The following is an 18816-nucleotide window of genomic DNA, read 5'->3' on the forward strand; positions in this document are numbered from 1 at the left end:
GTTGGGTTGCGGCGCGCGTTTCAGGTGCGCGTTGCCGTGACCGGGCCTTCGGCGCCGTGGACGACGTTGGAGTACATGAACTGCACAGGGATGCGGCGGTTCTTCGCCGTGTTCTGAACCTCCTTGAAGACCAGTCGCAGGTCGCCTGCATTGCCTGCCTTGAAGATCGGCTGGTCGCCGACTTCCTTGCCGTCGCGCGAGGTCCACCCCAGGAAGTCGTTGTCGCGCAGGTTGATCGCATCGTTGACGTCGGCGTCGGTTCGGAATTCGTTGAGCTCGTGGTAGAGCGTTCCAACGACGTTCTTCCACGGCCGATCGAACACTGCGATGCCGTTTTCCCTGCCGTTCGGACGGATCTCGGAAAACACGTTCGCCGAGTAGTACAGCGTGATGCGCTTGCCGGCGCGCTGGATGTGCACCGAACCGTGGTAGCCGCCGAGACCGTTGAGGGAGGACGAGCCGTCGAGCCGCAGCACGGTGGCGGACGGCAGCACCAAGTTGAAGATGCACGACTCGAGGTCGGACTTGTCGACCAGGTCGGCGTCGAAGCAGCGCACGACGATATCCTGCACCTCGTCTTCGTTGATCGATGACGGCTTGGCCTCGTCGAAGATGAAGGATTCGCGCATGCTGCAATCGAGCGCAGCGCCGGGGAAGTACTGCTTCATCACGTTGTTCAGCCGCTTGTCGCGCATCGCCATCAGGATCGCCGTGTCGATGGACACGATGTCTTCATCCGTCCACGACGCCGGCCCGCCGAGGTAGATGTTCTGGAACTCCATCTGCGGCACGACCTTTCCACCGTGGAACATCAGGTCGTCGATGGGTGAAGGGCTGATGCCCGGCGCAATGGCCTTCGGCATCGGCCATGGGCGGGGGAGCGTCGCTTTGCGGTAGTAGCGCTTTTCCGCCGTAGACCCGGGGCGCGCCTGGATGCGCATCGGTTGAAAGCTGCGCGCGTAGTCACCACCATTGGAACCGGACATAGGACCTCCTGCCATGGTTGCTTCGTTGTCCCGTCCTCGAGCGGAAGGGGGGAACCGAAACATAGGCTTGAGGGGGCAGAACCGCATCCACCATCTGTATGAGAGCCTTTCTGTCGCGAAAGGCGCTCTCTCCGAGCAGACGCAAGGTAGCCGACGCGCGCGCTTGCGCCCACCACGCCGTGGCGGGCTCGACGTGCTTCGCGTGTCGGTCGGTGCGGCCTGCGCTTTAGCCGCGGCCCTTGACCGCCACGAGCCGCATTCCCGGCAGGAGTTCGGCGGCGAGTTCCGGTCGATCGAGGGCGTAGTCCAGGTTCATGCGGGCGATCTCCACGTGCTCCTCGCCCAGCGCCTGGGCACGGGAGCCCTGCCCGCGCTCGATGGCCTGCACGAGGGCGTGATGCTGGCGGTGGGCCTGCTGCATCCACTGCTGCCCCTCCTGCATCGAGGACTGCATCGGCAGCATGGCGCTGGGCGACGCAAAGGGCTGCCCCAACAGCAGTTCCATGATTCGCTTGAGCGTCGAGTTGTTGCAGCCTTCGATGATCAGGCGATGGAAGTTGTCATTCATCTCGACGTAGGCGGCATAGTCGTCCAGTTCCATCTGGGGCTTGTTGACCGCCTTGTCGCCGGCTTCGAGACACTCGTGCAGCTCGCGCAGCAGCTGGCGCGGGGCGCCCTCCTCCGCCAATAGGCGGGCCGCGAAGCCCTCGACCACGCCGCGCACCCGGATCGCGTCGGCGATCTCGCGCGACGTGAAGCGCCGCATCTGGTAGCCGCCGGCAGGCGACGGTTCGATCAGGCCTTCGTGCTCCAGGCTTCCCAGCGCCAGGCGAACGGGCGTTCGGGAGGCGCCCAGCTTCTCCGCCAGCGGGATCTCCGCCAGACGCTCGCCGGGGACGAATTCCCCTTTGAGGATCATGTCCCGCAGCTGTACCAGTACCCGGGATTGTTGAGAGTCCATTTCGGTTGCATGCAATCAGCGTGGGGGCAGTGTAGCCGAATCAGCAGTTTGCACACATCGAATGCAGTTTTGGCATGTTTCTGCATACAGAAGATCACGGTTCAGCGCGTAGCTGACAATCAGGATCTGCTGGATTGTCCTATAAACATAACGTTCGACTATTTTATCTTTACTTTCAGCCAACATGCGCATGCCATCTTGACCAATTGCAAAGCCAACCTCCAGAATGCATCCCATTGCATGCAGTCGTATCCCATGACCTTCAGGAGTTCCCCATGATCAGTGCCGAAAAGAACGACCACATGACCCGGGTGGGTCCGGACAAGCCGGCGGGCCAGCTGCTGCGGCGCTACTGGCAGCCTGTCGCGCTGGCGGAAGAGCTGAAAGGGCCGCGCCCGCTCAAGCCCGTCAAGTTGATGGGCCAGGACTTCGTGCTGTTTCGCGACCTGCAAGGCCGGCTCGGCATGCTGGACCGCGACTGCCCTCACCGTGGTGCCGATCTGGCCTTCGGCCGCCTCGAAGGCGGCGGCCTGCGTTGCGCCTTCCACGGCTGGCTGTTCGACGCCAACGGCAAGTGCCTGGAAACGCCGGCCGAGCCGGCCGGCAGCAAGCTATGCACGCGCATCCAGCAGTCGGCCTATCCCGTCGTCGAGAAGAGCGGCGTCGTCTTTGCCTACATCGGCGAAGGCGAGCCCCCCGCCTTCCCCGACTTCGACTGCTTCGTCGCGCCGGACAGCCACACCTTTGCATTCAAGGGGCTGTGGGAATGCAACTGGCTGCAGGCGCTGGAGGTCGGCATCGACCCGGCGCACGCCTCCTTCCTGCACCGCTTCTTCGAGGACGAGGACACTTCAGAAAGCTACGGCAAGCAGTTCCGCGGCGCATCGGCCGATTCGAAGATGGCGATCACCCAGGTGCTGCGCGAATACGACAGCCCCGAGATCCGCGTCGCGCCCGCACCCTACGGCATGCAGCTGACCACGCTGCGCAAGCTGTCGGACGACGAGACCCACGTGCGCGTGACGAACCTCGTCTTTCCGCAGGCCTTCGTGATCCCGATGAGCACCGAGATGACGATCTCGCAATGGCATGTGCCCGTGGACGATACGCACTGCTACTGGTATGCCATCTTCACCAGCTTCGCAGGCCCGGTGGACAAGCAGCAGATGCGCGAGCAGCGCCTCGGCACGATCGAGCTGCCCGACTACACCTCGCGCAAGAACAAGCGCAACAGCTATGGCTACAGCGTCGATGAACAGCTGACCGAGACCTACACCGGCATGGGCGCGGACATCAACGTCCACGATCAATGGGCCTGCGAGTCCATGGGCCCCATCCAGAACCGCACACGCGAACACCTTGGCACGACGGACAAGGGCATCGTCGCCTACCGGCGCATGCTGCTGGAGGCCATCGACGGCACGCTGGCCGGCGAAGCGGCGCCGATGCGTCCCGATGCCGGGCAGGCCAGCGCATTGACCGGCCCGCCCTCCATCGACGGCGTCGCCGCCGCCGCCGAAGCCGACAACTACTGCCGCGATGCGGACCTCGCCCGGCGGCGCGGCTCCGATTGGGCATCCGCACGCCTGGCGGCCTGAGGACTTGCCATGGAAAGCTTTGTCGAACGCTTCGGCCTGTGGTCAGCCGAACAACAAGCGCAGGCCGACGCCGTCGTCGGACGCCTCCAGGCGGGAGAGGTGGACGTGGTCCGCTTCGCCTGGCCCGACCAGCACGGCCTGCTGCGCGGAAAGACACTGGTGGCCGAAGCCGCGCAAGGCGCCTTGCGCGACGGGGTGAACCTCACCTCCACCCTGCTGGCCAAGGACACCTCGCACCGGACGGTGTTCCCCGTGTTCTCGGCCGGCGGGGGCTTCGACAGCCCCGGCATGCAGGGCGGCGCAGACTTCACCGTCGTCGCCGATCCGGCGACCTTCCGCGTTCTGCCGTGGGCGCCCCGCACGGGGTGGGTGCTGTGCGATGCCTACACCTCGGACGGAAGCCCTTGCCCTTTCGGCACGCGGCTGATCTTGCAGCGCGCGCTCGCCGAACTCGACGCCCTCGGCCTGGAGTTCGTGGCGGGCCTCGAGGTCGAGTTCCATGTGTTCAAGCTCGACGATCCCAGCCTGCAACTCGCGCACGCCGGCCAGCCGGGCGAGCCGCCGCGCGTGTCGCTCCTGACCCAGGGCCACCAGTACCTGACCGAGCTGCGCTACGACCGCGTCGACGCGCTCATGGACCTGCTGCGAACGCAGCTCGCCGCGCTGGGCCTTCCCCTGCTCTCCCTGGAAATCGAGTTCGGCCCCAGCCAGTTCGAGCTGGTGTTCGGTCCCACGGCAGGCCTGGTGCCGGCGGACACCATGGTGCTGCTGCGAAGCGCGATCAAGCAGATCTGCCAGCGCCACGGCTATCACGCCACCTTCATGTGCCGTCCCCGGATCCCGAACGTGATGTCCAGCGGCTGGCACCTGCACCAGTCCCTGCGCCGCAAGGCCGACGGCCGCAATGCCTTCATGCCGGAACGGGAGGGCCAGGCGCTGAGCGAGACGGGCCTGCATTACCTGGCAGGACTCAAGGCCCACGCCTGCGGCGCCGCCCCCCTGGCCAGCCCGACCATCAACGGCTACCGCCGCTACCGCCCCTTCTCGCTGGCGCCCGATCGCGCCATCTGGGCGCGCGATAACCGCGGCGCCATGCTGCGGGTGCTGGGCGGCCCCGGCCAGAACGCGACGCGCATCGAGAACCGCGTGGGCGAGCCGACGGCCAACCCCTACCTGTACCTGGCCTCCCAGATCTTCGCCGGACTCGACGGCATGCGCCGCCGACTCGACCCCGGGCCTTCGGCCGACGCGCCCTACGAGACCGCCGCTGACCAGCTGCCGCGCACGCTGTCCGACGCCCTGGCGGCACTGCGCGCCGACAGCGTGCTCACCGAACAGCTCGGCCCGCGCTTCGTGGACTACTACTGCCACATCAAGGAAGCCGAGATCGCCCGTTTCAACCTCGAAGTCAGCGAGTGGGAACACCGCGAGTACTTCGACATGTTCTGAGCCTTCGCATGCCCACGATCACCTACATCCTCAAGGACGGCAGCGCGCGCCGCATCGACGCCAGGACGGGCGCCAGCGTGATGGAGACCGCCGTCCATCACAACGTGCGCGGCATCGATGCCGAATGCGGGGGCAGCTGCTCCTGTGCCACGTGCCACGTCTACGTGGCGGACGATTTCATGGACCGCTTGCCGCCGCCCGACGACATGGAGAACGAACTGCTGGACGGCGTGGCCGCCGACCGCCTGCCCGGCAGCCGGCTGAGCTGCCAGCTCGTCGTCGGGCCCGAGCTCGACGGGCTGACCGTTCGCATCCCCGAGAGCCAGGCCTGATGATGAGCGCTCGCGCCCCCCTGGTCATCGTCGGCGCGTCCTACGCCGGCACGCAGCTTGCGGCCACCGCGCGCGAGCTCGGCTTCGACGCACCGATCATCCTGCTGGGCGAGGAAGGCCACGCACCCTACCAGCGCCCTCCTCTGTCGAAGGGACTGCTGACGGGCCAGACCTCGGTCGACGCGCTGGCCCTCAGGGGGCCCGGCTTCTTCGCCGACCAGGCCATCGACCTGCAGCTGGGGCGGCGTGCCAAGGCCCTGGACGCCGCAGCGCGCACGCTGACGCTGGACGACGGCAGCACCCTCGGCTACGGCTGGCTGGCGCTGGCCACCGGCGCGCGCTGCAGGGCACTGCCGGTGCCGGGTGCCGACCTCGACGGCATCTACAACCTGCGCACCCTCGACGACGCGCTGCGGATCTCGGATGCGCTCGCCCAGGCCACGCGCGCCTGCGTCATCGGCGGCGGCTTCATCGGGCTGGAGGTCGCATCGGCGCTGGCCGCTCGCGGCGCTTCGGTGACCGTCGTCGAAAGCCAGCCGCGGCTGCTCGCGCGCAGCTTCCCGCCGCGGATGTCGGATTACCTGGCCGGCGCCCACCGTCAGCGCGGCGTGGAAGTGGTCCTCGGACGCGGCGTGCGGGCCCTGTCCGGCGATGCAGGCCGAATCCGGCACGTCGAGCTGGACGACGGCAGCCGCATCGCCTGCGACATGGTCGTCCTGGGCATCGGCGTGCAGCCGAACATCGAACTGGCGCTGGAAGCGGGCATTGCCTGCGACAACGGCATCCTCACCGACGCACTGGGCCGCACCAGCGCACCGCAGGTCATTGCCGTGGGCGACGTGGCCAACACCCTGCTTCCTGCCGTGCCTGGCTGCCCGCTGCGCTTGCGCCTCGAGTCCATCCAGGCAGCCAACGACGGCGCGCGCGCCGCGGCCAGCGCGCTGGCGGGCACGCCGCAGCCCTTCGAGGGTGTTCCGTGGTTCTGGAGCGACCAGCACAAGCTCAAGCTGCAGATGGCCGGACTGCCCATGCCCGGAGACCAGGCCGTCGTGCGCGGCGAGATGCAAAGCGATCGCTTCAGCCTCTTCTACCTGCGCGGCGGGGTGCTGGTCGCTGCGCATTCGGTGAACCGGCCCGCCGAACACATGCTCAGCCGCAAGCTCATCGCCGCGGGGGCGCGCATCGATCCGCAGCAGCTGCAAGACGAGTCCGTCGATCTCAAGTCCGTCCACGCAGAGGCAGTGAGCCGCACGGCCGTTCCGAAGGCGAATAGCACCGTAGCCGAAGGCGAAGGTACTCCAGTGAGCCGGCCCCTCACCGGTTGCCTTTCCCCAGGTCTCAACGCCGGTTCGCCGGCCAACCCCAGGAGTTCCCCATGAAGATGACCAAGACAAGCTTTGTGAGCGCAGCCATGCTGGCCTGCGCCGGCGCCTTCGCCCCGGCCCATGCCGAGGATGCGCTGCGCATCGGCCTGATCGCCACCTATTCCGGACCCTACGCCGACTATGGCCGCCAGTTCGACGCCGGCGTCGCGCTCTACCTCAAGGAGCACGGCGGCAAGATCGCCGGGCGCAAGGTCGAGATCGTCAAGAAGGACACCGCTGGCCCCGCACCCGATGCCGCCAAGCGCATCGCCCAGGAGCTGGTCGTCCGGGACAAGGTGAAGGTGCTGACCGGCCTGGACTTCAGCCCGAACGCCTACGCCGTCGGCGCGATCGCCACCCAGGCCAAGGTGCCGACGATCGTGATGAACGCGGCGTCCTCGGCCATCACGACCAGCTCTCCCTATGTCGCCCGCCTGTCCTTCACGGTCCAGCAGGTCGCCGACCCGATGGCGCGGTGGATGCTCAAGCAGGGCGTGAAAGAGGCCTACTCGGTCGTGGCGGACTACGCTTCGGGCCAGGATGCGGAGACGGCGTTCAAGAAGGCCTTCACTGCCGGCGGCGGCAAGGTGGTCGGCGAGGTGCGCACGCCGATGAGCAACCCGGACTTCTCGGCCTACGTCCAGCGCATCAAGGACAGCAAGCCGCAGGCCGTGTTCTTCTTCTTTCCATCGGGGGTGATGCCGCCGGCCTTCCTCAAGGTCTGGAAGGAGCGCGGCATGGACGAAGCCGGCATCAAGCTCTTCGCGACCGGCGAAGCCACCGACGACAGCTTCCTGGAGGCCACCGGCGAGGTGGCGCTCGGCCTCGTCACGAGCCATCACTACTCCTATGCGCATCCGAGCGCCAAGAACCGGAAGTTCGTGAAGGACTTCGAAGCCCAGTTCGGCACCGCCATGCGCCCGAACTACTTCGCAGTGACGGCCTACGATGCCATGGCTGCCATCGACCTGGCGCTGGCAAAGACCCAGGGCGATGTCTCCGGCGACAAGATCATGGAAGCGCTCAAGGGACTCGCGTTCGAGAGCCCCCGCGGCCCGGTCGAGATCGACTCCGCCACGCGCGACATCGTGCAGACGGTCTACATCCGCAAGACGGAGAAGGCGGGCGGCAAGCTGGTCAACGCGGAGTTCGACAAGTTCGACCGCGTGAAGGACCCGGCCAAGGAAGGCAGCTGAGGCACGGCGAGGCACAGTCCCATGGCAATCGTGCTCTTCGATGGAGTGGCCTACGGCATGCTCCTGTTCCTCATCGGCGTCGGCCTGTCGATCACGATGGGCCTGATGAACTTCGTCAACCTGGCCCACGGCGCCTTCGCGATGGCGGGCGGCTATGCCGCCAGCCTGGCGATGCAGCACTGGGGCCTGGGCTTCTTCCCGGCGCTGGCCATGGCCTTCATCGCCGCGGCCGCCATCGGCGCCGGCCTGGAGTTCCTCTTCTTCCGGCGCCTGTACCGCTCGCACCCGCTGGACCAGGTGCTGCTGTCCATCGGCGTGGTCTTCGTCGCCATCTCGGTGACGACCTACCTCTTCGGACCGTCGATGCAGGCCTTCTCGCTGCCGCCCTCCCTGGACGGACGCGTGAACCTGCTCGGGCTCGAGGTCGGGCGCTACCGCCTCTTCCTCATCGCCAGCGGGCTGGTGGTGCTGGCAGCGCTGCTGCTCGCGCTCAACAAGACGCGCTACGGCGCGATGGTGCGCGCGGCGGTGGACAACCAGCGCGTGGCCGCGGGCACGGGCATCCACGTGCAGCGGCTCTTCTTCCTCACCTTTTCCTTCGGCTGCGGCCTGGCGGGCCTGGGCGGCGCGCTGAGCCTGGGCCTGCTCGGACTCGAACCCTCCTTCGCCTTGAAGTACCTGATCTACTTTCTCATCGTGGTGTGCGTCGGCGGCGCGGGCACCATCAGCGGTCCCTTTCTTGCCGCCCTGCTGGTCGGCATCGTGGACGTGGCGGGCAAGTACTACCTGCCCGGCGCCGGCGCCTTCCTGGTCTATGTCGTGATGGTGCTGACGTTGCTCGTGCGCCCTCACGGCCTCATCCCTCGGAAAGGCCTGGCATGAAAGCGCTGACCATTCCCCGTGATCGGCTCCCCTGGGTCGAGGCCCTGTTCTGGCTGGCGCTGGCCTGCAGCTTCTTCCTGATGCCCGACAAGCTCACGCTGCTCAGCCAGATCCTGATCTTCGGGCTCTTCGCGGTCTCGCTGGACATGGCCCTGGGCTATGCCGGCATCCTCACCGTGGGGCACGCGGCCTTCTTCGGCATGGGCGCCTACGCGGCCGGGTTGCTGGCCAGGCATGGCTGGGCGGAGCCGTTCTCGGGACTCCTGCTGGCCCTGGTCGTCTGCGCCCTCCTCGGCTACCTGCTGAGCTACCTGGTCGTTCGCGGGGCAGACCTGACCCGGCTCATGATCACCATCGGCGTCTGCGTGCTGCTGGCCGAACTGGCCAATCGCCTCGGCGGCATCACCGGCGGCACCGACGGGCTGCAGGGCATCGAGATGCGGCCCGTGTTCGGCCGCTTCGCGTTCGATCTCTGGGGCAGAACCGCTTTCTTCTACAGCTTCGGTGTCGTTCTCGCCATGTTCCTCGTGGTCCGGCGCGTGCTGCATTCGCCTTTCGGCCTGGCGCTGCGCGGCATTCACGACAGCCGCAAGCGCATGCTGGCGATCGGCTCGCCCGTGGAGGCGCGGCTGCGGCTGGCCTACTGCTTCTCGGCGGCAGTCGCAGGCGTTGCGGGCGCGCTGCTGGCGCAGACGACCCAGTTCGTCGGCATCGAGTCCATCGGCTTCAACCGCTCAGCGGAGATCCTCATCATCCTCGTGCTGGGCGGGACCGGGCGACTGTATGGCGGCATGGCCGGGGCGATCGTGTACATGCTCGTGCACGACGTCTTCGCCGACATCGATCCCCAGTTCTGGATGTTCTGGCTCGGGGTCTTCCTGATCGCCGCGGTGATGCTCGGGCGCGGCGGCATCATGGGCATGCTGTCGCGTCTGGTCGGCACCAGGGGAGCGAAATGATCGGTTCCAGGACCCCCTCCCTGCGCACGCGGGGCCTCGGCGTTCGCTTCGGCGCCTTCGCCGCCGTCACGGACGTCGATCTGACGCTGGAGCCCGGCGCGCGCCAGGCGCTCATCGGCCCCAATGGCGCCGGCAAGACCACGCTGATCAACCTGCTGACCGGCGTCCTGCGGCCCACGAGCGGATCCATCCACCTCGGCGACCGGGACATCACGCCGTTGTCGTGCGACCGAAGGGCCCGCATCGGGCTGGCGCGCACTTTCCAGATCAACACGCTGTTCCCGAGCCTGACCCCGCTCAGCTCGATCGTGCTCGCGATCTGCGAGCGCGATGGACTGGCGTCCACGTGGTGGCGCCCGCTGCGCCGCATGACGCCGGTCTACGACGAGGCGCATGCGCTGCTGGGGCGCCTGAAGCTCGACGCGCTGGCCGACACCCCGGTCTCCGCCCTCGCCTACGGCAAGCAGCGCCTGCTCGAGATCGCGCTGGCCATGGCCGCCAAGCCCCGCATCCTGCTGCTGGACGAGCCTGCGGCCGGTGTGCCGGAGGACGAGAGCGGCGAGCTGTTCGAAGTGATCTCCGAATTGCCGCAGGACATCAGCATCCTCTTCATCGAGCACGACATGAATCTCGTCTTCCGATTTTCCAGGCGCATCTCGGTCCTGGTGTCCGGCAGCGTGCTGACCGAAGGCACGCCGAGGGACATCGCGGCCAACCCGCGTGTCCGCGAGGTCTACCTGGGAACTGCAGGAGTGGCGCATGGCTGAGATGCTGGCCTTCGATGCGCTCAGCGCAGGCTACGGCAACGCCCTCGTGCTGGACCGGCTGTCCTTCTCTTTGAACGAGGGCCAGAGCCTGGCGGTGCTCGGACGCAACGGCGTGGGCAAGACGACCCTGCTCGAAACGCTGATGGGCCACACCCGTGTGATGAGCGGCGAGATCCGCTGGCGGGGCCAGTCCATCACGCGGCTTGCGCCCCACCAGCGTGTGCGGGCGGGACTCGGATGGGTGCCCCAGGAACGCGAGGTGTTCCCGTCATTGACGGTCGAGGAGAACCTCCTCGTCGTGGCCCGGCGCGGCCCGTGGAGCCTGCGGCGCGTCTACGCGCTGTTCCCGCGGCTGCAGGAGCGGCGCGGCAACTACGGCAATCAACTGTCCGGCGGCGAACAGCAGATGCTCGCGATCGGCCGCGCCTTGATGACCAATCCCCGGCTGCTGCTGCTCGACGAACCCATGGAAGGTCTCGCGCCCATCATCGTCGAGGAGCTTGCCCGTGCCATCCGGGCCCTGGGCGAGCGCGAAGGCCTGGCCTGCATCGTGGTGGAACAGCATCCGGTGCTGGCGCTGTCGATGACGGACCGGGCCATCGTGCTGGAGCGCGGCACCCTGGTGCACTCGGGCGACAGTGCCGGCCTGGCGGACGACACGGCGCTTCTGCATCGCCTGCTCGGGGTCGGCATCGAGGAAGACCTGGAAGTGGCCGCCGCATGAAGCCCATCGCGATCTTCCAGCACACCGAAGTCGGGGCGCCCGGCACGGTGCCCTCGATCCTGGATGCACTGCAACTGCCCTGGCGCATCGTGCGCATCGTCGATGGCGAGCCCGTGCCCGCGAGCGCCGATGCCTTCTCCGGTCTGGTGTTCATGGGCGGCTTCATGAGCGTCCACGATCCGCTTGCCTGGATCGCCCGAGAGATCGCGCTGATCCGCGAAGCGGCTTCGCTGGGCGTTCCGGTCTGCGGCCACTGCCTGGGCAGCCAGATCCTGGCGACGGCGCTCGGCGGGAGCGTCCGGCGCAATGCCAGGCCGGAGATCGGATGGAACCCCATCACGGTGGCCGACACGCCGACCGCGCAGGAATGGCTTGGCGAGGCCCCGGGGACGCACCTGCTGGCATTCCAGTGGCACGGGGACACCTTCGAACTTCCACCGGGCGCCGAGCGCATCGCCACCAGTGCGCACTGCGAGAACCAGGCCTTCGTGATGAATGGGCGCCACCTGGCGATGCAATCCCACCTGGAGATGACGCCGGAGCTGGTGGAACTCTCGGTCGCACGCAACGGCTCCCAGTTGGACAGAGAGCTTCATGCAGGCAACCCCGCGGTCACGTCTCGCGAGCAGACCCTGAGCGATCTGCGCGAGCGGACGACGGCCATGAAGGCCATCCTGCTTCGTTTGTATTCGCGGTGGGCAATGGGCTTGTCGCGCTAGCCGCGGATGCCCAATTCTCTGATGGCGGCGTCGAAACCGGGCTCGTTCGGAAGCGGTGTATAGGAGGCTGACCTGAGCTTGCGCTTGGCACGGCTGAAGACGACCACGGCTTGCGCATCGTTGACCTGCTTGGACATGTAGAGGAGTCCATCGACCTTCGCAGGGTGAGCATGGAAGGCCATTGCCCAAGCTTGCGGCAGGTCGTAGGGGAAGCTGGTCGAGATCTCGCTCGAGCCGACGATCCGTTTGAGCGCGGTGCCAGTGAGTTTCGCGAGCTTGAGGGTCCTCCCCTCGAAGCGAACGACCTGCTTAGATTCGAGTTCGTCGGGAGGCACGACGAAGTGACCACTATCCGGCATCAAGTCGTGCAGCACGGTCTCGGCGATGGCGACCTGCAGAGTGAGGCCAAGATAACAGGTGCCAAACCTCTTCGATGGCGGGCGAGAGTTGTCGTCGAATCGATTGCCGGCGGACCTGCCGAAGTAAGGCTCGCCAGAACTATGTCTCGAGATGCGATAGAGGCTCTCGACTTGGACTTGGACGGTCTCGAGACCGATCTCGTGCAGGTCCGATGGCGGCGGCTTCAGGGGCCCGCTCATCCGATTCGGAGAGCCTCGGCTGCATTCAGCACCTGCTGATAGCTGCCACTGGCAATGGCCTCCAGCGGTGTTGCGCCAGCGAGTGACCCTCGCTTGCGCAAGAAAAAGTGCAGCTTGGTAGCACCCGGCAGATCTCCCAGGGCCTTGCTCACCGTCTCGAGCTTGGCCCGGTCGTAGCGGCTGTCCACGAAGAACGACGGAAAGTATTTCTCGCCGTCGACCTCGACGTGGAAAAGGCGCCGTTCCTGCTGCGCCTTGCTGAGTGCCTGGCGGCTGATCGTGCGCTCGTTCTGAAAGGCACTGCGGCCCATCAGGACTCCCTCGTCGACAAGCTTCCTGAGGCCTTGATTGGCCTGTTCGCGCAGCTTCGCCATGGTCGTTCCACCTCCCGCCGCTTTCTGCAGGGGGGGTCTCTCGTCACCAAAGGCGATCCGGCGAATATCTGCGAAGCGAGCTTCGGCCTCCTGCAGCGTCTCCAGCAGCGATGAAGACGCTGCTGATTCAAGAATCGCCTTCTTCAGCTTGGCGCGAGGGGTTGCCGCCAATTCATCCGTCAACTGCTGCAGCGAGCTGGCGGTCCTGCGCAGTTCCTTGAGCGCCGCCGCCGGAGATCTCGCGGCGGCTACTTGGACGGATGAAGTTGACATGGGGAAAGCATACGCCGGTTCGATCGTGGTCGTCAACCATGTCAACCATGTCCATCAAGTCTACCAAGCCTTCCTGATCCTCCCATGTCCCAACTCGCTACAGAACGCGTGCTGCATTGTCCACCGCTGGCACTGCGCGTGGCTGCCCCATCAGCCCGCGCCAGGGGCGAGCTGGGCGACTACGTGATCGAGCGCGCCTTCGTCGAGAAATAGCGCGTCCATCGCCGACGCGCTGCGCGCAGGACAGAAACGTTATATTGCGTTACCGTCACTGCCACCGCATCGCCACTGCCCGCATGGACAACGACGAGGTCAATCAGCTGCTCGTACGCATCGGCCGCGAAGACCAGGCGGCGTTTCGCCAGCTGTACAAGGCGTTCAGCCAAAGGGTTTACGCCTACGTCCTCAACATGCTGAACGACCATGCGCGGGCCGAGGAGGTCCTGGTCGACACGCTCTACGAGGTCTGGCGGCACCCCGAGCGCTTTCGCGGGGATTCGCAGTTTTCCACCTGGCTCATCGGGATCGCGCGCCGAAAGGCGCTGATGGTCTACCGGGCGCGCCGGCCCGACGAGGTGCATGCGGATCTCGACGACATCGCCGAAACCACCGCCTCGGACACGCCCGACGGCTACGCCGAACTGGCAGGCAAGCAACGGCGCGAAGGGGTGCAGCACTGCATGGGCAAGCTCTCGGACGAGCACCGCGAATGCATGCACCTGGTGTTCTACGAGGGCATGGGCCTGGCCGAAGTGGCCGAGATCCAGAACTGCCCCGAAGGCACCGTCAAGACACGCCTCTTCCACGCCCGCCAGAAGATCAAGAAATGCCTGGAATCCCTGCTGCGCAGCGAGGGGAGCGCCGCCAGCGCCAAGGGCGCGCTCGCCTCCTGAAACTTGCGGTACCCCTGACATGCGCGCAAAAATAATCTGAACCATCCGCCGAGCCCGTGCAACCCAGAGGCCACACGGGAAAGTCCCGTGCAGGTAGATCGGGGTCTCGCTGCGGTGGGTTGAGCACTATATTGCGTGCTCTCGCCACAGTCGCCGCTAGGATGGACAACGATCGGGTCAGTCACGGGCTCCTGGGAGCCGAAGGATTCTTGGTGGTCACCATGGTCGAGATCTTTTCATCGTTGCCGCACCGCAAGGCTGCGACCTTTGCCGCGGGAGCACAGGCATCATGAACAACAAACGCTTCGAAGAACTGCTCCCCTGGTACGCCAACGGCTCGCTGGGGGCCGAAGACCGGGCCTGGGTCGACGCCTACCTGGCACAGAACCCCGAGGCCCGCAGCGAGCTGGACTGGTACCGCTCCCTGCAGATGCGCGTACGGGAAAGCGCCCCGGCCGTGCCGGCGACGATCGGCCTGGCGCGCGCCATGCGCCTGATCCAGGGCGACCGTCCGACCTTGGCCGAGCGCATCGGCGCCTTCTTCGGCAACTTCGGCATGCGCCCGAGCTTTGCGATGGCCGGGCTGGCGCTCGTGGCCGTGCAGGGCGGCGTGATCCTGAACCTGCTGGGCAACGTCCGGGAGAGCGAGAACGAGATCCGCGCCCTGAACGCCGTCCGCGTCACCGAAGCGCCGATGCTGAAGATCAGCTTCGCACCCGACGCCAAGGAGGCCGACATCCGCCTGCTGATGGTCCAGATCCAGGGCGAGCTGGCCGGCGGCCCGGGGCAGCTCGGCGACTACTACCTGCGCGTGCCGGCCGGCACCGAATCGGCGGCGCTCGCCAAGGTGCAGGCCGCCCCGATCGTCCAGACCGCCTCCCTGTCACCCGGCGTGCCGCCTCGGGAGTAGCCGCCATGGCCCTGCTACCCACCCGCCGTATGCTGCTGCGCTGCGCATTGGGCGCCGCGGCACTGCCTTTGGCGCCCGCCATGAGCGCCGCCCGGCCGCCCGAAGGCGCTCGCACCGCAGCCGGAGGCGAAGGTACTCCGACGGACCGCTCTGCCAGCGCCAACAACGCCGAGTCGCGCATCGCGCTGGTGATCGGCAACGGCGCGTACCGCGCCGCCCCGCTGAAGAATCCGACCGGCGACGCCACCGCCGTCGCGGGGGCGCTGCGCGGCCTCGGCTACGACGTGACCTTGCGCCAGAACACCCGGCTTCCGGAACTGATCGAGTCGTTGCGCGAGTTTTCTCTGCGCGCTCCGAAGGCCTCGGTTCGCATGCTGTTCTACGCCGGCCACGGCGTCCAGGTGAAGGGCCGCAACTACCTGGTGCCGGTCGACGCCGACCCGCAGACGGAAGAGGAAATCCAGCGCCAGAGCGCGGACGTCGGCGAGTTCGTCGACCGGCTCAGCGCCATCCGCACCGGCATCAACATCGTGGTGCTCGATGCCTGCAGGGTGAACCCCTTCGCCGGCGGCGTCATCGTCGGCCCCGACGGACGACGCCTGAAGTTCCGCGGCGCGACACCGGGCGGCCTGGCGACGCTCGATGCGCCCGTGGGCACCCTGGTGGCCTTTTCGACCGCGCCCAACGGCGTGGCGCTCGACGGCGCCAGCGGCAAGCACAGCGTCTATGCCCGTCACCTGCTGGCCAACCTGCCGACGCCGGGGCTGCAGATCGAGCAGCTCTTCAAGCGGGTGCGCATCGGCGTGGCCGAGGACACCGGCCGCGCGCAGGTGCCCTGGGAGTCCTCGAGCCTGACGTCCGACTTCTGCTTCAAATCGGACGACAAGGGCCGCTGCGGGTAAACCCGCTACGCGTGATCGTCCAGGAAGCGCTCCAGGTCGCGCGCGAAGCGCAGCGGCTCGCTCACATGCGGCGAATGGCCGGCCCGCGGATACACCGAGATCTGCGCATGCTTGACCGTGTCCCGATACCAGGCGTCGAGCGGCACGCCGGCGTAGTGCGGACTGCGCGCCCCCAGCACGACCAGCAGCGGCGCGTCGAGGCGCGACAGCGAAGCGCGGAAGTCGGCCTGCGCCATCGACTCGGCAAGGTCGAGCAGCGGCCGGATGTCGATGCTCCCCAGGCGCCGGCGCAGCATGCGCCCGAGCGGCGCCTCCACACCCAGCTGGCGCCGGAGCCAGGCGCCTCCGATCGCACCGACCTCGTTCAGCAGCGTCTCGGCCAGATCCTGGCGCGCCCCGGCAATCAGCCCCGACAGCATCGTCGCGCTGCAGCCGCCGAACAGCCCCAGACGCCAGCCGTCGTCCGTCACGATGCGCGGCGACTGGTCGACCAGCGCCACCGCCGCGACGCGCTGGGTGCCGTACGCATGCAGGTACTGCATCAGCGCCAGCGCACCCATGGAATGCCCGACCAGCACCGAGCGCTGCAGCCCGAAGTGATCGAGCATCTCGGCCAGGTCGGTCGCCAGCCGCGCCAGCGTGATGCTGCCGCGCACCGGCCGGCAGCTGCCATGGCCACGCGCGTCCCAGGCGAGCACGCAATGGTGCCGCGCCATCCGCCGCGCCACCGGCATCCAGTCGCGATGCGAGCACCCGACCCCATGCACCAGCACCAGGGGCGGGCCCTTGCCGAGCACGTACACGGGAACGACCTGGCCATCGCCGGCGGTGAAGCTGTCGTAGTCGCCGGCGGCGGGCGTGCCGAGGCTCACCAGCCCGAGATTGCGCAGCGCATTCCAGGTGCCGCGCAGGCCCGTCAGGCGTGGCGCGTGTGGAGGCGGTTCAGGCGGGGCGCCGTCGAGCATGGCCGGCAATCCTACGCTGGCGTGCAGCCGGCCCGAAATCGGCTCGAACCCTTCTGGGAAAAGTTGCTGCAAATCCTTTGAACCGTTTCCGAAACGGCCGCAACCCATGCAGCGGGAAGGCAGGCAAATCGGCAAGCCCCACCACAAACCCTAGTCCCTCACTCTCAGGAGATCATCATGCAAGTCGTTCGCAAAGCTTCCGTCCTTGTCGCCCTCGGTCTCGTTTTCGGTGGCGCGATGGCCGGCGAAATCACGGGTTCCACAGTGCTGTCCACCGGCGCCGTCAACACCTCGGCCGGCTTCCTGTCCACGGCGCGCCAGAACATCGGCGTGGCCGAGCAAAACGGCAAGATCACCAACAGCACCGTGATCGTCAACGGCGCCAACAACACCGCCGCAGGCTTCCTGTCGACGGCAACGCAGAACGTCGGCCGCGCCACGCAAAACGGCAAGATCACCAACAGCACGATCATCGGCAACGGCCTGAACAACGTGGCTGCCGGCTTCCTCAGCACCGCCACGCAGGAAGTGGGCTTCGCCAAGGACAACGGCGAGGTCGTGAACTCGACGGTCATCGCCAACGGCGCCAGCAACACGGCCGCCGGCTTCCTGTCCACGGCTCGCCAGCAGATCGGCGGCGCGCAAGGCAACGGCAAGCTGACGAACTCGACGGTCATCGCCACGGGCTCGGTCAACACCGCCGCCGGCTTCCTGTCCACCGCCGACCAAAGCATCGGCGTTGCCAAGTAAGCCGCCGCCGGGCAAGGCCCGGTTTCCCCGCTCGATCCGACCCGCCCGCGCACCCGCGCCGGCGGGTCTTTTCTTTCCGCCAACCCAGGCGCCGTACTCGTGCTGCGAACGCAAATTCGCTTGAACCGTTTGCGAAGCCGCTGCAACCCATGGAGCGGAAGGCAAGCAACAGCAAGCCACCACCCCAACCTCGCCAACCCTTCAGGAGAATCACCATGAAAGCCGCTTCCAAACTTTCCGTCCTCGCCGCGCTCGGCCTCGTCTTCGGTGCCGCCATGGCCGGCGAGATCACCGACTCCGGCGTCTTCTCGACCGGCGCCGTCAACACCTCGGCCGGTTTCCTGTCCACCGCGCGCCAGAACGTCGGCGTGGCCGAGCAGAACGGCAAGATCCGCAACACGGCGGTGATCGTCAACGGCGCCGTGAACACCTCGGCCGGCTTCCTGTCGACGGCCAACCAGAGCATCGCCCGCGCCACCCAGAACGGCCAGATCAGCCAGACCGCCATCGTCGCCCAGGGCGTGAACAACACCGCCGCCGGCTTCCTGAGCACCGCAAACCAGGAAGTGGGCTTCGCGAAGGACGACGGCAAGGTCCAGGGCAGCTTCGTCGGCGCCACCGGCGTGAGCAACGTGGCCGGCGGCTTCCTGTCCACGGCGCGCCAGCAGATCGGCGGCGCGCAAGGCAGCGGCAAGCTGACGAACTCGACCGTGCTCGCCACGGCCCAGGTCAACACCGCCGCGGGCTTCCTGTCCACCGCCGACCAGAGCGTCGGCGTCGCGAAGTAAGACCTCGTCCTTCTTCTTTCCCTGCGCCGGCGTCTCCCCCCGCCGGCGCTTCCCCACCCAGGAGACCACCATGAATGCAAGCCTCGCCCTCACCGCCCGCATCGTCCTCGCCGCCGTCACGCTGGGTGCCGGCGCCCACGCATTCGCGGGGCAGGAGCTGATGGGCGTCGATACGCGCTTCCGCGCCAAGATCGCAAAGGAAAAGATCCGCATTGCCGCCCAGGAGCGCAAGGCCGACGAGCAGGGAAGGTCACAGGGAAACTCCTCGGACTCCAGCACCTGCGGCAGTCAGAACATCGGCAACATCGACACCGGCGGGCGCATCGGCGCCGGGCCGCGCGAGGTTTTCGTATTCGCACCCAACGCGATCAACATCGTCGGCCGCGGCGGGTGCCGCTGAGCACAACGTCCCGCCCAAGGGAGAT

The 18816-nt window shown here is 67.1% G+C and carries 22 protein-coding genes; 17 read left to right on the plus strand and 5 right to left on the minus strand.

The window, feature by feature from the left end; genetic code table 11:
- Nucleotides 1-20 precede the first annotated feature (20 nt).
- A complete protein-coding gene (locus AC3A6X_RS05545; protein WP_487841220.1) occupies nt 21-986 on the minus strand; it encodes a hypothetical protein in 966 nt (321 codons plus the stop codon).
- 226 nt (nt 987-1212) lie between these two features.
- On the minus strand, nt 1213-1947 hold the full coding sequence (locus tag AC3A6X_RS05550) for a GntR family transcriptional regulator (RefSeq protein WP_487841221.1): 735 nt from the start codon (nt 1945-1947) through the stop codon (nt 1213-1215).
- A 275-nt stretch (nt 1948-2222) separates the two neighbouring features.
- Between AC3A6X_RS05550 and AC3A6X_RS05555 the strand changes: the two genes are divergently transcribed.
- The 10 genes from AC3A6X_RS05555 to AC3A6X_RS05600 are packed head-to-tail and all read left to right on the plus strand — an operon-like array spanning nt 2223 to nt 11937.
- Nucleotides 2223-3545, plus strand: coding sequence for an aromatic ring-hydroxylating dioxygenase subunit alpha (locus AC3A6X_RS05555; RefSeq protein WP_487841222.1), 1323 nt, complete (start codon nt 2223-2225; stop codon nt 3543-3545).
- Between the two features lie 9 nt (nt 3546-3554).
- Nucleotides 3555-4994, plus strand: coding sequence for a glutamine synthetase family protein (locus AC3A6X_RS05560; protein WP_487841223.1), 1440 nt, complete (start codon nt 3555-3557; stop codon nt 4992-4994).
- Nucleotides 4995-5002: 8 nt separating this feature from the next.
- Nucleotides 5003-5326 carry a 2Fe-2S iron-sulfur cluster-binding protein gene (locus tag AC3A6X_RS05565; RefSeq protein ID WP_106555568.1) on the plus strand — a complete coding sequence of 108 codons (324 nt, stop codon included), beginning with the start codon at nt 5003-5005 and terminating at the stop codon, nt 5324-5326.
- Nucleotides 5327-5328: 2 nt separating this feature from the next.
- Nucleotides 5329-6705 carry an NAD(P)/FAD-dependent oxidoreductase gene (locus AC3A6X_RS05570; RefSeq protein ID WP_487841224.1) on the plus strand — a complete coding sequence of 459 codons (1377 nt, stop codon included), beginning with the start codon at nt 5329-5331 and terminating at the stop codon, nt 6703-6705.
- On the plus strand, nt 6702-7886 hold the full coding sequence (locus tag AC3A6X_RS05575) for an ABC transporter substrate-binding protein (protein ID WP_487841225.1): 1185 nt from the start codon (nt 6702-6704) through the stop codon (nt 7884-7886). Before AC3A6X_RS05570 ends, AC3A6X_RS05575 begins: the two co-directional genes overlap by 4 nt.
- 21 nt (nt 7887-7907) lie before the next feature.
- Complete coding sequence (locus AC3A6X_RS05580; protein ID WP_487841226.1) at nt 7908-8768, plus strand: branched-chain amino acid ABC transporter permease; 861 nt, start codon at nt 7908-7910, stop codon at nt 8766-8768.
- Nucleotides 8765-9727, plus strand: a complete 963-nt coding sequence (locus AC3A6X_RS05585) for a branched-chain amino acid ABC transporter permease (protein ID WP_487841227.1) — start codon at nt 8765-8767, stop codon at nt 9725-9727. The genes AC3A6X_RS05580 and AC3A6X_RS05585 overlap by 4 nt, the downstream gene beginning before the upstream one ends.
- A complete protein-coding gene (locus AC3A6X_RS05590) occupies nt 9724-10494 on the plus strand; it encodes an ABC transporter ATP-binding protein (protein WP_487841228.1) in 771 nt (256 codons plus the stop codon). The genes AC3A6X_RS05585 and AC3A6X_RS05590 overlap by 4 nt, the downstream gene beginning before the upstream one ends.
- A complete protein-coding gene (locus tag AC3A6X_RS05595; protein WP_487841229.1) occupies nt 10487-11218 on the plus strand; it encodes an ABC transporter ATP-binding protein in 732 nt (243 codons plus the stop codon). Before AC3A6X_RS05590 ends, AC3A6X_RS05595 begins: the two co-directional genes overlap by 8 nt.
- Nucleotides 11215-11937 carry a type 1 glutamine amidotransferase gene (locus AC3A6X_RS05600; RefSeq protein ID WP_487841230.1) on the plus strand — a complete coding sequence of 241 codons (723 nt, stop codon included), beginning with the start codon at nt 11215-11217 and terminating at the stop codon, nt 11935-11937. Before AC3A6X_RS05595 ends, AC3A6X_RS05600 begins: the two co-directional genes overlap by 4 nt.
- On the opposite strand, the gene AC3A6X_RS05605 is transcribed toward AC3A6X_RS05600, so the two are convergent.
- Both AC3A6X_RS05605 and AC3A6X_RS05610 read right to left on the minus strand, forming a co-directional pair.
- Nucleotides 11934-12536: an RES family NAD+ phosphorylase gene (locus AC3A6X_RS05605; RefSeq protein ID WP_487841231.1), complete on the minus strand. Its 603-nt coding sequence runs from the start codon at nt 12534-12536 to the stop codon at nt 11934-11936. The two genes, AC3A6X_RS05600 and AC3A6X_RS05605, sit on opposite strands and share 4 nt — an antisense overlap.
- The gene (locus AC3A6X_RS05610; RefSeq protein WP_487841232.1) at nt 12533-13183 is read right to left on the minus strand and encodes a hypothetical protein; all 651 of its coding nucleotides are present in this window, start codon (nt 13181-13183) and stop codon (nt 12533-12535) included. Before AC3A6X_RS05610 ends, AC3A6X_RS05605 begins: the two co-directional genes overlap by 4 nt.
- A gap of 84 nt (nt 13184-13267) precedes the next feature.
- Between AC3A6X_RS05610 and AC3A6X_RS05615 the strand changes: the two genes are divergently transcribed.
- The 4 genes from AC3A6X_RS05615 to AC3A6X_RS05630 all read left to right on the plus strand — a co-directional run bounded on the left by AC3A6X_RS05615 (nt 13268) and on the right by AC3A6X_RS05630 (nt 15888).
- Complete coding sequence (locus AC3A6X_RS05615) at nt 13268-13396, plus strand: hypothetical protein (protein ID WP_487841233.1); 129 nt, start codon at nt 13268-13270, stop codon at nt 13394-13396.
- A 44-nt stretch (nt 13397-13440) separates the two neighbouring features.
- Entirely contained in the window at nt 13441-14076 is a 636-nt protein-coding gene (locus AC3A6X_RS05620) for an RNA polymerase sigma factor (RefSeq protein WP_487841234.1), read from the plus strand.
- A 289-nt stretch (nt 14077-14365) separates the two neighbouring features.
- Nucleotides 14366-14986, plus strand: a complete 621-nt coding sequence (locus AC3A6X_RS05625) for an anti-sigma factor family protein (protein WP_309963345.1) — start codon at nt 14366-14368, stop codon at nt 14984-14986.
- A 5-nt stretch (nt 14987-14991) separates the two neighbouring features.
- Nucleotides 14992-15888 (plus strand): caspase family protein, encoded by an 897-nt coding sequence (locus tag AC3A6X_RS05630; protein WP_487841235.1) that lies wholly within the window; start codon nt 14992-14994, stop codon nt 15886-15888.
- A gap of 5 nt (nt 15889-15893) precedes the next feature.
- Here the strand turns inward: AC3A6X_RS05630 and AC3A6X_RS05635 are convergent, their stop codons facing one another.
- A complete protein-coding gene (locus AC3A6X_RS05635) occupies nt 15894-16853 on the minus strand; it encodes an alpha/beta fold hydrolase (RefSeq protein WP_487841236.1) in 960 nt (319 codons plus the stop codon).
- 177 nt (nt 16854-17030) lie between these two features.
- Between AC3A6X_RS05635 and AC3A6X_RS05640 the strand changes: the two genes are divergently transcribed.
- The 3 genes from AC3A6X_RS05640 (at nt 17031) to AC3A6X_RS05650 (ending at nt 18791) form a co-directional block, all read left to right on the plus strand.
- Nucleotides 17031-17603: a hypothetical protein gene (locus AC3A6X_RS05640; protein ID WP_487841237.1), complete on the plus strand. Its 573-nt coding sequence runs from the start codon at nt 17031-17033 to the stop codon at nt 17601-17603.
- A gap of 215 nt (nt 17604-17818) precedes the next feature.
- A complete protein-coding gene (locus AC3A6X_RS05645; RefSeq protein WP_309963337.1) occupies nt 17819-18391 on the plus strand; it encodes a hypothetical protein in 573 nt (190 codons plus the stop codon).
- Nucleotides 18392-18461: 70 nt separating this feature from the next.
- Nucleotides 18462-18791: a hypothetical protein gene (locus AC3A6X_RS05650; protein WP_309963335.1), complete on the plus strand. Its 330-nt coding sequence runs from the start codon at nt 18462-18464 to the stop codon at nt 18789-18791.
- Nucleotides 18792-18816 lie beyond the last annotated feature (25 nt).

Source organism: Variovorax sp. Soil_C_12 (assembly GCF_057657375.1).

What these genes read in the sequence shown, in the direction of transcription:
- AC3A6X_RS05615 (WP_487841233.1), top strand. Translation starts at nt 13,268, where the DNA reads ATGTCCCAACTCGCTACAGAACGCGTGCTGCATTGTCCACCGCTGGCA.
- AC3A6X_RS05595 (WP_487841229.1), top strand. Translation starts at nt 10,487, where the DNA reads ATGGCTGAGATGCTGGCCTTCGATGCGCTCAGCGCAGGCTACGGCAAC.
- AC3A6X_RS05645 (WP_309963337.1), top strand. Translation starts at nt 17,819, where the DNA reads ATGAAAGCCGCTTCCAAACTTTCCGTCCTCGCCGCGCTCGGCCTCGTC.
- AC3A6X_RS05575 (WP_487841225.1), top strand. Translation starts at nt 6,702, where the DNA reads ATGAAGATGACCAAGACAAGCTTTGTGAGCGCAGCCATGCTGGCCTGC.
- AC3A6X_RS05570 (WP_487841224.1), top strand. Translation starts at nt 5,329, where the DNA reads ATGAGCGCTCGCGCCCCCCTGGTCATCGTCGGCGCGTCCTACGCCGGC.
- AC3A6X_RS05560 (WP_487841223.1), top strand. Translation starts at nt 3,555, where the DNA reads ATGGAAAGCTTTGTCGAACGCTTCGGCCTGTGGTCAGCCGAACAACAA.
- AC3A6X_RS05555 (WP_487841222.1), top strand. Translation starts at nt 2,223, where the DNA reads ATGATCAGTGCCGAAAAGAACGACCACATGACCCGGGTGGGTCCGGAC.
- AC3A6X_RS05625 (WP_309963345.1), top strand. Translation starts at nt 14,366, where the DNA reads ATGAACAACAAACGCTTCGAAGAACTGCTCCCCTGGTACGCCAACGGC.
- AC3A6X_RS05640 (WP_487841237.1), top strand. Translation starts at nt 17,031, where the DNA reads ATGCAAGTCGTTCGCAAAGCTTCCGTCCTTGTCGCCCTCGGTCTCGTT.
- AC3A6X_RS05565 (WP_106555568.1), top strand. Translation starts at nt 5,003, where the DNA reads ATGCCCACGATCACCTACATCCTCAAGGACGGCAGCGCGCGCCGCATC.
- AC3A6X_RS05545 (WP_487841220.1), bottom strand. Translation starts at nt 986, where the DNA reads ATGTCCGGTTCCAATGGTGGTGACTACGCGCGCAGCTTTCAACCGATG.
- AC3A6X_RS05585 (WP_487841227.1), top strand. Translation starts at nt 8,765, where the DNA reads ATGAAAGCGCTGACCATTCCCCGTGATCGGCTCCCCTGGGTCGAGGCC.
- AC3A6X_RS05610 (WP_487841232.1), bottom strand. Translation starts at nt 13,183, where the DNA reads ATGTCAACTTCATCCGTCCAAGTAGCCGCCGCGAGATCTCCGGCGGCG.
- AC3A6X_RS05605 (WP_487841231.1), bottom strand. Translation starts at nt 12,536, where the DNA reads ATGAGCGGGCCCCTGAAGCCGCCGCCATCGGACCTGCACGAGATCGGT.
- AC3A6X_RS05600 (WP_487841230.1), top strand. Translation starts at nt 11,215, where the DNA reads ATGAAGCCCATCGCGATCTTCCAGCACACCGAAGTCGGGGCGCCCGGC.
- AC3A6X_RS05635 (WP_487841236.1), bottom strand. Translation starts at nt 16,853, where the DNA reads ATGCTCGACGGCGCCCCGCCTGAACCGCCTCCACACGCGCCACGCCTG.
- AC3A6X_RS05650 (WP_309963335.1), top strand. Translation starts at nt 18,462, where the DNA reads ATGAATGCAAGCCTCGCCCTCACCGCCCGCATCGTCCTCGCCGCCGTC.
- AC3A6X_RS05630 (WP_487841235.1), top strand. Translation starts at nt 14,992, where the DNA reads ATGGCCCTGCTACCCACCCGCCGTATGCTGCTGCGCTGCGCATTGGGC.
- AC3A6X_RS05550 (WP_487841221.1), bottom strand. Translation starts at nt 1,947, where the DNA reads ATGGACTCTCAACAATCCCGGGTACTGGTACAGCTGCGGGACATGATC.
- AC3A6X_RS05580 (WP_487841226.1), top strand. Translation starts at nt 7,908, where the DNA reads ATGGCAATCGTGCTCTTCGATGGAGTGGCCTACGGCATGCTCCTGTTC.
- AC3A6X_RS05590 (WP_487841228.1), top strand. Translation starts at nt 9,724, where the DNA reads ATGATCGGTTCCAGGACCCCCTCCCTGCGCACGCGGGGCCTCGGCGTT.